This window comes from Motilibacter deserti, assembly GCF_011250635.1.
Classification (GTDB): domain Bacteria; phylum Actinomycetota; class Actinomycetes; order Motilibacterales; family Motilibacteraceae; genus Motilibacter_A; species Motilibacter_A deserti.
On record NZ_JAANNP010000063.1, the window covers coordinates 1 to 11,266 of the forward strand.

The following is an 11,266-nucleotide window of genomic DNA, read 5'->3' on the forward strand; positions in this document are numbered from 1 at the left end:
CCAGAGCTGCTCGGCCTGCGTGAAGAGCCGCAGCCCCTCGGTGACCCGCCCCGCCTGCACGGTGGCCCACGCCTGTCCCTCGGCAGCGACCGCATAGACCGCCGGCCCCACCTCGCGGGCGAGCTCGAGCGCCTCGGCGACGTGCCCGAGCGACTGCTCGTGCCGGCCGAGCTGGGCCTCGATCATGCCGAGGTTGTTGGCGACCCGCACCTTGTCGGCCACGGGCAGCGTCCCGGCGGCGAGCGCGCGGTGATAGGCGCCTGCGGCTTCCTTCAACCGCCCCGCGTTGTGCATCAACGTCCCACGCTGGAAGTCCACTTCGGCCGTACGTGTCGGCCCGAGGAGCGGGCGCGCCGCCTCCAGGTCGCGGGCGGCCGCGGCGGCGTTGCCCAGCTCCTGGTTCACGGCGGCGCGAGCCAGCAGCCCCTGCGCGACGCGGGAGGCCAGCCCGGCTCGCCGCGCGGTCCGGACCGCGTCGTCCAGCAACGCCTTCGCCCCATGCTGGTCGAGCAGCAGCCGCGACGAGTACGCCTGGGCGAGGAGGGCCACCACGAGGGCCTGGACGTCGGCGGCGGCGCGCGCCTCGCGAACGAGGGCGGCCGACGGCTCCGCCGCCGCGGCGGGCTCGGCGGTGGAGAGCCGGTAGACGGACTCGGCGCGAGCCAGCAGCTCGCCCGCCGTCCGGGCGGTTGCGTCCTCCCGGGACGCTGCGACCACGGGCACACGAGGCAGAGGCGGCCGCCGCCGTACCTGATGCACGCACCCGCCGTCCGCACCATTGCCCGCGACGGGGGCCAGGGCGTACAAGAAGACGCGTGGGGGCGGCGCTCGCTCGTGGAGGACCCATGAAGGCACCACCAAACGACAGCCGCGATCGGGAGCTCGGGCGCCCGTTCCGGGAGCAGTTCCCCGACCGCCGCGGTGAAGCGCAGCAGCGCAGGGACGCCCGGCGCGTACGCGCCCAGGCCGCCGAGCTCGCGCAGGCCGCCGCGGCCAACGGCTCACGGCGCGAGCTGGTCCGCCTGCTGCAGCGGCGGCGCGCCGGCGCACCCGAGGACGTGGTGCGGTTCGAGCCGGTGCCGACAACCCGCGGGGACGAGACGTACGTCGTGGCGGGCTCCGCGCTCGTCGCGCTGACCGGCGACGAGGAGCAGCGCTCGACCGTCCGCCGGATCCTCGAGCGGGCGGGATACGAGCGGGTGCCCCTCGGCTGCGCCGAGCTCGAGGACCGGGTCGCCGACTACCGCCATCCGACGGCCGGCCCGGGCCAGCGCAACCGCACCGTCCGGCAGGTCCGCACGACGGACACACCCGCCGGGCTGCAGTACGTCGAGCCGCTCGGCATCGTCATGAAGCACGAGGGCGGCGCCGAGCCGACGTCGGTCGTCGTCGTCGAGCCGCCGGCGTCCGTGTCCGGAAGCACGCCCGTCGTGGTGGCGGTCATCGACAGCGGCATCAGCGACCAGAAGCGCAGCGACGGGTGGCTCGAGGAGGTCGTACGCGGGGGCGGCAACGTGGACCCGCTGGACGCGTTCCCGTCCCCGGGCAACTCCTACCTCGACCTCGGTGCCGGCCACGGCACGTTCGTCGCCGCGTGCGTCCGCCAGGTCGCCCCCGACGCCGAGATCCGGGTCTACCGCGCCTTCGACAGCGACGGGTTGGGCAGTGAGGTGGCGGTCGCGTGCGCGATGGTCCGGGCGGTCCGGGACGGGGCGCAGGTGCTCAACCTCTCGTTCGGCGGCAAGACCCTCGACGACACCGCCCCGGTGGCCATCGAGGCCGCGCTCGACGTCATCGACGAGATCGCCGAGGAGCGCGGGGAGAGCCCGGTCCTGGTCGCGGCGGCCGGCAACTTCGGCGACGACGACCCGTGCTGGCCCGCGGCCTCTCGCCGGGTCCTGTCGGTCGCCGCGCTCACGGAGCACGGGGCGCCTGCCGCCTGGTCCAGCCGCGGGGTGTGGGTCGACTGCTCCACCGTCGGCGAGGGGGTCGTCTCGCCCTACGTGCGCGGCACCGAGGACCCGACGTACGACGTCACCGGACCCGACGCCTTCGGCGACGACTCCTGGGCGGTCTGGACCGGGACGTCCTTCGCCGCCCCGCAGGTCGCCGGCGCGGTGGCGCGCATGTGCGCGGAGACGGGGCTGCCGCCGCGGCTGGCCGCGCGCAGGGTCGTACGCAGCGGGCTACCGATCCCGCAGTTCGGCCGGGGTGTCCGGCTGCTGCCCGGCTCCTGACGGGGCGCCAGCCAGCAGCTCGGCCGCCGCCTCGCGTCGGCGCGGCACCTCGACCGCGCCGCGCAGGTCGACGGCATCGCTCTGCCCGAGCGCATCGCCCTGCCCGAGCACGTCGCCCTGCCCGAGCACGTCGCCCTGCCCGACCGCATCGCCCTGCCCGGCCACGGCCAGTGCAGCCCGTCGGAACGCCGCCGCCGCCTCGCGGGCGCTACGGGCCGCGTGCCGGTCACGCGCCGCGCGCTCCCGGTCGCGCCGGGCCTCGAGCCGGTCGGCCGCCGCCCAGTCCCGCTCGACCGAGGACAGGTGGAGCAGGCCGGCGGCCAGCCCGGCCGCGGCGGCGTACGCCGGCTCCTCGCGGTCCCGGCGCGAGGCGGCAAGGTCCCGCCGCTCGGCCGCCGCGTCCCGCTCGCGCGCCAGCTCGTCCCACGCCTCGGCGAGCCGGTCGCGCAGGTCGGCGACGCGGTCGCGCTCGTCCTCGGCCAGCGCCAGCCGTGAGAGGCCGGGCGCGCCTGCCACCTCGGCGCAGAGCACGGCCAGCCGCTCCTCCGCGGCGGCGAGGGCGGCCGCCTCCACCTTGAGCGCCTCGCGCCGCTCTTGGAGGGAGGCAGACGTGTCGGTCACGGGACGAATACTAGGAGTCACGGGGCGGCTCCGGAAGGGCTCGTTCTCTCGACGTCGAGGGTCCCGCCCTGCGGGTCCGACCGCAAGACCGCGGTCGTGGCCCTTCCGGCAGCCCGCGCCCGTCACCGCCCCGCCCGGACCCGCCACGGCCACCGCCGCGGGCACGGTGGGCGCGGGGGCAGGGTCGCGAGCAGACAGCGCTCGGCCACCTCGAGGTCGAGAGGTACGCGGGGGCCGACCACCGGACGGCGGACCGTCCTCAGGCCCTGCGCAGCCCGCTCGCCCGCGCCACCGGGCGGGCCAGCGCGGCCCGCAGCGCGTCGGCACTGCCGAGGACGGTGACGGCGGTGCGAGCACGGGTGACGGCGGTGTAGACCAGCTCGCGGGTCAGGAGCGGGGAGTCGGGCGGGGGCAGGACCAGCGAGACCCGGTCGAACTGGCTGCCCTGGCTCTTGTGCACGGTCATGGCGTGGACGGTCTGGACCGCCGCCAGCCGGCTCGGCGCGACGAGCACCGGGTCGCCGCCGCGCGCGAACGCCGCCCGCGCGGTGTGCCCGTCGCCGCGGACGACGACGCCGGTGTCCCCGTTGTAGAGGCCGGTCTCGTAGTCGTTGGCGGTGACCAGCAGGGGGCGCCCGACGTACCACTCGCCCTCGGCGGCGTAGCCGTCCACCGCCTCGGCCAGCCAGCGCTCCACGACCGAGCTCCAGTGGTCGACGCCGTACGGCCCCTCCCGGTGGGCGCAGAGCAGCCGGTGCGCGTCGAGGGCGCGCAGCGCGTCCGCGGCCCGGCCACCGCGCGCCGCGGCCACGACGTCGCGCCCGGCGTCCACGACCGCCGCCCGCAGCTCCTCGAGCGCCGCCCCGGCGGGCGGGGCGTCGGGCGCCTGCTCGCCGAACGTCAGCTGCCCGGACCCGCCGCGCAGCAGGCTCAACGCCGCATCGGCGTCCCCGGCCTGCACCGCGCGGGCGAGCTCGGCGATCCCGCCGCCGAAGCGGTAGGTGTGCCGTAGGACCACGACGTTGTCCGTCGTCCCGCTCCCGTCGCCTTCCGGAGCGGGGGTTGCAGGGGTCGCGCCCGCCGGGGCCGGCGCGCGGTGCACGAGGTCGCCGAGGACCGCCCCGGCCTCGACCGAGGCCAGCTGGTCCGGGTCGCCGACGAGCACGAGCCGGGCGTCCGGGCGGAGCGCTTCGAGCAGCCGGGCCATCATCGTGAGAGACACCATCGACGTCTCGTCGACGACGACCACGTCGTAGGGCAGCCGGTTCGTCCGGTCGTGGCGGAACCGCGTGCGCGAGTCCCGGCGCCGACCGAGCAGCCGGTGCAGGGTCGACGCGGAGAGCCCGGCGACCGCTGCCCGGTCCCGCGGCCCGAACGTGTCCCCGACCGCACGCACCGCCTCCTCGAGCCGGGCCGCGGCCTTGCCGGTGGGCGCGGCGAGCGCGACGCGCAGCGCGAGCGCGTCGGCTCCCGCGCCGCGGTGCACGTCCTGCAGCAGCGCGATCACCCGCGCCACCGTGGTGGTCTTGCCGGTGCCCGGGCCGCCGGCGATGACCGTCACCCAGCGTCGGGCGGCGGTCGCGGCCGCTGCGGTCTGCAGTCCGAGCCCGTCCGGCTCCTGGGGAAAGAGCCGTTCGAGCGCCACGCGCAGGCGCTCCCCGTCGACGGCCGGCGGCGGCCGCTCCTCCCGGGCCTGCAGCTCGCTGCGGACGAGCTGCTCCTGGCGCCAGTAGCGGTCGAGGTAGAGCAGTCCCGCGTCCAGCCGGAGCGGGCGGGCATCCGCGTCCGGCGGGTGCGCACCCGGCGCGACCAGGTCGCTCGCGGCGCACCGGTCGAGCCACCCGGCCGGCTCGGGCCAGGCCAGCGCGTCGACCTCGTCCCGGCTGACGCCGTCGACGACGACGGTCTGCCGGACCGTCGCCAGGTCGACACAGACCGAGCCGTGGCGTACGGCCCGGACGGCGAGCGCGGCGGCGAGCAGGACGTCGGGCCGGTCCTCCCCGCCGAGCCGTGCCAGCGTGGTGGCGACGTGGACGTCGGCGGCGTGCAGGACGCCCGCGACGTTGAATGCGCGCAGCAGGCCCTCCGCGCGCAGCGCGAGGCGGGCGTCGTAGGGCTCGTCGGCAGCCGAGTCGAGGGCGTCGTCCCACGCAATGCTCATCGCTGAACTTCGCTTCCACCGTCGAGCAGGTCCGACAGCTCGGTCACGAGCCGCGCCGACGGCTGCCAGCCGAGGACGCCGCAGACCTGGCCGTCCACGACAGGGGTGTCCGGGCCGCACATGCCGCGCAGGAAGAGGTAGAGCGTGCCCCCGAGGTGGGCCTCGGGCGCGTAGCCGGGCTGGCGCCACCGCAGGAACCGGTGCAGCGCCACCGAGTAGAGCAGCGCCTGGAGCGGGTAGTGGGCGGCGCACATCGCGGCCGCCATCGCCTCCGGCCGGTAGTCCCACGCGCTCAGCTCTGGGGCGTCCGGGCCGAACCCGCCGAGCCAGTTGGTCTTGTAGTCCACGACCACGAACCGCGGTCCGGCCGGGCCGTGCACCCGCAGGACCGAGTCGATGCTCCCGGTCAGGAAGCCGCGCAGCGGCTGAGCGCGCAGCTCGGGGGCGTCCAGCAGGGCCGGGTACGCCGCCAGCACGTCGTGCGCCGGCAGCCGTCGGCGCAGCAGGGCAGCGACGTCGCCGAGCGCCACCTGCGCGGCGGGGCGGTCGCCGCCCGCGAGCGGCAGCTCGAAGTCGAGCTCGGGGAGCCGGTCCCCGGGGTGCACGTCGGCGAGCCGCAGGCCCGCCGCGAGCGGGCCGAGCGGGGTGCGGACGACCGGGAGCAGGGCCGCCGCGAGCGTGGCCGCGTCGAGGCCGCGTACGGGTCGGACGGCCAGCTGCTCCGCGCTGAGCCGGCGCAGCTCCGCCTCGAGGTCGGGCACTGTGCTGTCGAACCGCTCGAGCACCGCGTGCACGAGCGTGCCGAACGCCGTGCCGCTCGGTAGCGCGGCCAGCGGCGAGGGCATGGCGCGCAGCCGCGCCTCCGCATGAGCATGCTCGGCGGTGGTGTCCGCGTCGGGCGGGGGGACCACCGGCTCGTCGTCCTTCTCGGGCGCCTCCGCCTCGCTGCCGACCTTGTCCAGCGGGTGCCCGGCCGGTCCGGCGTGCACCGCGGCGGTGAGGGCGCTGTAGGACGTCCGCCGCCATGCGGTGTCGAGGGCCCGGTCGAACGAAGCCGCCTTCAGCGAAGCCGGGAGCGGCCGTGGCGGGCTCCACCGAGGCTGCTCGGCGACCCGCTCGGCCGGCTCGAGCGAGACGTTCGCGCCGGCCGGGTGCAGCCGCTCACGCAGCCGCCCCACCGCCTCGGCGTCCGTCGGCACGCCCACCGTGTCCGGCGGCTGGTCCCCGGGCCCGAACCCGCCGAAGAGCAGCCGGTGCAGCGCCGCGGAGGGCGTGTTCGACGACGGCGCCCACCAGAGGACGGCCTGCGACCGGGCACGGGTGAGCGCCACGTAGAGCAGCCGCAGGTCCTCCCCCGCCTCCTCCTCGGCGTGCCGGACCCGGCGGCGCCCCCACCCGGGGCCGCTGCGGCCGCCGACGTCGAGGACCCGCTCACCGTCGTCGTCGTGCAGGCGCAGCGGGTCCGGTGTCGACGGCACCCACCGGTCCCAGCCGAAGGGGACGTAGACGATCGGGAACTCCAGCCCCTTGCTGCGGTGGATCGTGACCACCTGCACGGCTGCGGCGTCGGACTCCAGACGCCGGGTGCGCTCCTCGTCGGTGTCCGTCGCGGCGTCGGCGATGCGGCGGCGAAGCTCCTCCACGAGCGCCGGCAGCCCGAGCTGCCCGCGCTGTGCGGCCGCGTGCAGCGCCTGGGCCACGTGGCGCAGGTCGGTCAGGATCCGCTCGCCGTCGGTCGTCACGAGCAGCCGCTCGGGGACGTGCTGCACGGCGAAGACCGTCTCGGCGAGCGCAGCCATCCCCCGGGTCGCCAAAACCTGCGCCCATCCGCGCAGCACCGGGCCGAGCTCGTCTGCGGCACCGTCGCCGCCGGCGTCGAGCTGCTCCGGCGTCCAGCCCAGCAGGCTGGTCAGGGCGGCCGCATGGGCACGCCACGCGCGGTGCGGCTGCTCCAGCGCCTCGAGCAGGACGAGCCAGTCGCGGGCGGCGGAGGTGCTGAAGACGCTCGGTCCCCCTCCCAGCACCGCCGGGACGCCGGCGGCGCGCAGCGCGTCCCTCACCAGGGCGCCCTGGCTGTTGGTCCGCACCAGCACCGCCAGGTCCCCGGGCTGCACGTCGCGCTCGGCGTCGCCGTCGCGCAGCCGGCCGGGGGCCGAGAGCAGGCGTACGACGTCGGCGGCGAGGTCGGCGGTCACGAGCTCGCGGACCGCAGACGTCTGGGCGACGCCGTTGCGCACGAGCGGGAGCCCACGCCGGCCGACGACGCGCAGGCGCAACGGCGCGGGCGCCGGCGCCGAGACGAGCCGCGAGCCCGGGTGGGCCGAGCGGACCGGGCGGACCCGGATCCCCTCATCGCCGAGCGCCGCTCCGCGCAGCAGCGTGTCGAGGGCCTGCAGGAGGGGCTCGTCGGTGCGCCAGTTGAGCCCGAGCGTCGCCCGGTCGGTGGCGTCGTGCACGGCGTCGAGATAGGTCACGACGTCGGCGCCGCGGAACGCGTAGACCGCCTGCTTCGGGTCGCCGATCAGCACGAGCGTCGCGTGCCCGTGGAAGGCCAGCCGCAGGATCTTCCACTGCACCGGGTCGGTGTCCTGGAACTCGTCGACCATGACGACGCGGTAGCGCGCCCGCAACCGCGCCTGCGCCGCGCCGCCACCACCCGCGTCGTGCTCCAGGGCGTCGGCGAGCCGGGTGAGCAGGTCGTCGTAGCCCAGCAGTCGCTGCCTGCGCTTGCGCACCTCGACCTCGCGGCGTACGGCGCCGGCCAGGCCGTAGCGCTCGGAGGCCTCGCTGCCGGGGACGGCGTCCGTCGGCTCGAGCCGGGCCTGGCCGTCGTAGACCGCGGCCATCCCCACCTCCAGGGCGGTCCGCCGGGGGAAGGCTGGCCGGTCGGCGCCCGCCGCGGCGTACTTGCGCAGGTAGAGGTCGTCGACAGCCTCGACCACGAGGTCGTCGATGCTGTCGACGAGGACCGCGTCGGGGTCGGTGTCGCCGGCCACGCCCAGGCTCGTGAGCACCTGCTGGCAGAACTGGTGCGTGGTCGCGATCGTGGCCGCGTCGAAGCCGGCGAGCGCGACGGTCAGCCGGCGCCGGCGGGCCTGGACCTCCTCCTCGCTGCCCGTGGCGAGCAGCGCCAGGACGGGGTCGTCGCCTGCCCGCGCCGCCACCGGGTCGGCGAGGCCGCGCTCGGCGGCCGCGACCCGCTCGCGTACGCGCTCGCGCAGCTCCTGCGTCGCGGCCCGGCTGAACGTCACGAGCATCAGCTCGTCCAACCGCGCCTCCCCTTCCGCGAGGAAGCGGGTGGCCAGAGCGGCGAGGGTGAAGGTCTTGCCCGTGCCGGCGCTGGCCTCCAACACCGTCGTGCCGGTCGGCAGCGGCCCGCACACGTCGAAGGGCGGCGGCCCGTCCGCTGCGATCTGCAGATCAGCGAAGGAGGAATCAGCGAAGGAAGCATCCACGAACGCCGCAGCCGCAAAGCTCTCGTTGCCGGCGGATGGTTCGAAGGGCAGCGGGCTCACAGCAGCTCCAGCGTCTCCGCCGCGAGCAGCGGCGCCCACAGCCGGCGGGCGAGAGCGCCGAAGCGGCTGGGCTCGTCCGCGGCCCAGCCGGCACCCGTCTCGGCCGCCCCCGCGGCGGCCGTGAGCAGGAGCTCCAGGCCCGGAGACTCGCCCCACACCAAGCGGTGGGCGGCGTCGACCGCCTCGCCCGGCACGGTGTCGTTGCCCGCCCACTCCCCGCGCGCCCGCACCAGCGCGTCCTCGACGGACTCGCCTCGCTGCCGCGCGTCGGCGTAGGCCGCCGACGTCTTGACCGCCATCGGCAGCGGCTCGCACAGCCCCGCCGCGCGCAGCGCGACGAGACGGGCGAGCACGTCGGCGGCGTCCTCCGGGCGCAGCGGGCCGAAGGTCGAGCGCCGCGGCCGGTCGCCCTGGCCCTTGCCGATCGTCACCGCGCGCCACGGCGTGCCCGGGTGGGCCGTGGTCAGCGCGACGAGGCCCGCCCACGCCCGCAGCCGGTGCTTCGCGGCGAGCCGGGAGTACGTCACGCTCACGACCGTGTCGCCGTGCACCCCGCCGACGGTGCCCTCGACCCGCGGCCCGGCTCCCGGCAGCGCGGACACGTCGACCGTCGTCGCCGAGGCCCCGCTCCGCGCCTGCTCCGCTGCGGCGACCAGCGGCTCGACGCCCTCCAGGACCTTCTCCAGCGCCCGGCTCCCCAGCGGCCCCGGGGGCAGCGTGCCGCGCCGCCACTCCGCCTGCCGACACCGCTCCGGGCTGGCGCCGGCGAGCCGGTCGCGCAGCAGCCGCTCACCCACGGCCCACCGCTCCAGCGGCTCGAGCTCCACGGCCAGCACGTCGGACGGCTCGTCGTCGCTGCCCAGCACGCCGACCTGCAGCCGCTGCTGCAGGAAGGCCCGCACGGGGTGCTCGAGGAAGCGCACGAGGGACTCGAGCTCGACCCCCTCGACAGAGCTCTGCGCCGGGAGCGGCCGGACCAGGAAGGGCCGGGGCGGGACGCGCGGGCCGGCGGCCGCACGGGCGCCCGCCAGGGCCGTACGGTCGAAGCTGAACGGCCTGCGGGACCCGAGCTCGCCTTCGGTGAAGTTGCGTTCGTCGAACGGCTGGAGCGGGTGGCGCACGAGCACGTGGCCGCGTGCCGGGCCGTCGTCGCCGGCCACCGCGAGCGCGTCCACGGCGTCGAGCAGCTCGCCCACCGGCACCGCGGGCGGGCGCGGCGTGTTGGTCCGCTCGTCGGCACCGGAGTAGGTGATGACGAGGTGCTCTGTCGTCGCGAGCACCGCGTCGAGCAGCAGCTGGCGGTCCTCGCTGCGCGGGTCGCGCTCCCCGATGCGAGGGTCGCGCAGCAGCACGTCGTCGCCGTCGGGCGTCGCGTTGCGCGGGAAGACCCCGTCGTCCAGGCCGAGCAGCGCCACGACCCGGTGCGGCACCGAGCGCATGGGGACGAGGGTGCAGACCGTGAGCGTCCCGGTGCGGAAGTTGGCCCGCGTCGGTCGCCCACGCAGCCGGGAGGCGAGGAGCGCGCGGACCTCTGGCAGGGTGAGCCGGACCGGCGCGGACGTCGCCGCTCCCGCCGCCGCGACGTCCGCGAGCTCGGCCCGGGCCTGCGCGGACTGCCAGCTGTCCGCGTCGCTCACCGCGGTCAGGGCGTCGAGCGCGCGCCCCAGCGCGTCGAGCCACGCCTGCAGCGGCTGTTCGCCGGACAGCGACTCGAGCACGACGGCGAGGCGGTCCACGAGCTCGGCCAGCCGGCCGGCCAGGTCGACGTCGGAGCTGTCGACGTCGTCGAGGGGCAGCGCGAGGCCGAGCCAGGAGGACGCGCCCGCGCCCTCCTCGGCCATCGCGGCGCCGAGCAGGATCCGGTCGAGCCCGGCCCGCCAGGTGTTCTGGCCGAACGAGCCCAGGGCGAAGGGGCGCCGGTGGGCCGCGTCCAGCCCCCAGCGCACCCCCGAGCGCGCCACCCAGTCCTGCAGGCGCTCGAGGTCGTCGTCGTCCAGCCCGAAGCGCCGCCGCACGGGCGCGAGCCCGGCGAGGTCGAGCACCTGCGACGCCGGCAGGCGCGAGCCGGCGAGCTCGAGCAGGGCCGCGAGCACGCCGAGCAGGGGGTTGGTCTGGCGCAGCGAGCGGTCGGCCAGACGGACGCGCAGCGCGTGGGCCGGGTGGTCCCCGTCCACGCCTGCGGTATCCGCCGCCGTCGCCCCTGGCACGCTGCCCGCGTGCGCGCCGGACTGCCCGCCGCTCGCCTGCCCACCGCTTGCCTGACCACCCAGCCCGAAGGCCGCCGAGACGAGCGGCGCGAACGCCTCGATGTCCGGGCACATGACGAGGATGTCGCGCGGCTCGAGGGTGGGGTCGGCCGCGAGCAGCCCGAGGAGCGTCTCGCGCAGCACCTCCACCTGCCGGGCGGGGCCGTGGCAAGCGTGCACCTGCACGCTGCGGTCCGACGGCAGGAGCGCGGGGCGGTCGCCGGGCGCGGGCAGTGGGGTGTCGTCGCGCAGCGCGGCCTGCAGCTGTCCGAGCAGCGTCACCGGCAGCTCGGGCAGCGGATGGTGCACGGAGACGGCAGGGCCCGCCGCCGCCAGCGCGAGCTGCAGCTCGCGGGCGTCACGGCCGAGCGAGGCCAGCAGCGGGTTGCGCGCGAGCTCCGCGGTCGGGTCGTCGGCGCGGCGCAGCGCCCCGCCCCCGGCGTCGTCGGCGCGGCGGAGCACCCCGGTCCCGGCGGGGTCGTCGGC

The 11,266-nt window shown here is 77.0% G+C and carries 6 protein-coding genes; 1 reads left to right on the forward strand and 5 read right to left on the reverse strand.

Features of this window, described 5'->3' with window-relative positions:
- A partial coding sequence (locus G9H71_RS18905; protein WP_166284346.1) for a tetratricopeptide repeat protein occupies positions 1–717 on the reverse strand: 717 nt, incomplete at its 3' end.
- A gap of 128 nt (positions 718–845) precedes the next feature.
- On the opposite strand from G9H71_RS18905, the gene G9H71_RS18910 reads away from it, so the two are divergent.
- Positions 846–2,237 carry a S8 family peptidase gene (locus G9H71_RS18910; RefSeq protein ID WP_166284347.1) on the forward strand — a complete coding sequence of 464 codons (1,392 nt, stop codon included), beginning with the start codon at positions 846–848 and terminating at the stop codon, positions 2,235–2,237.
- Here G9H71_RS18910 and G9H71_RS18915 read toward each other — a convergent pair.
- The 4 genes from G9H71_RS18915 to G9H71_RS18930 all read right to left on the reverse strand — a co-directional run.
- Positions 2,187–2,858 carry a hypothetical protein gene (locus G9H71_RS18915; RefSeq protein WP_166284348.1) on the reverse strand — a complete coding sequence of 224 codons (672 nt, stop codon included), beginning with the start codon at positions 2,856–2,858 and terminating at the stop codon, positions 2,187–2,189. The two genes, G9H71_RS18910 and G9H71_RS18915, sit on opposite strands and share 51 nt — an antisense overlap.
- Positions 2,859–3,117: 259 nt before the next feature.
- Positions 3,118–5,019 (reverse strand): exodeoxyribonuclease V subunit alpha, encoded by a 1,902-nt coding sequence (recD, locus tag G9H71_RS18920; protein ID WP_166284349.1) that lies wholly within the window; start codon positions 5,017–5,019, stop codon positions 3,118–3,120.
- Positions 5,016–8,438 carry a UvrD-helicase domain-containing protein gene (locus G9H71_RS18925; RefSeq protein WP_166284351.1) on the reverse strand — a complete coding sequence of 1,141 codons (3,423 nt, stop codon included), beginning with the start codon at positions 8,436–8,438 and terminating at the stop codon, positions 5,016–5,018. The genes recD and G9H71_RS18925 overlap by 4 nt, the downstream gene beginning before the upstream one ends.
- A 92-nt stretch (positions 8,439–8,530) precedes the next feature.
- A partial coding sequence (locus tag G9H71_RS18930) for an exodeoxyribonuclease V subunit gamma (protein WP_166284350.1) occupies positions 8,531–11,266 on the reverse strand: 2,736 nt, incomplete at its 5' end.

Bases quoted from the DNA above. Each gene is read 5' to 3' on its own strand.
- G9H71_RS18910 (WP_166284347.1), top strand. From the start codon at position 846: ATGAAGGCACCACCAAACGACAGCCGCGATCGGGAGCTCGGGCGCCCG.
- recD (WP_166284349.1), bottom strand. From the start codon at position 5,019: ATGAGCATTGCGTGGGACGACGCCCTCGACTCGGCTGCCGACGAGCCC.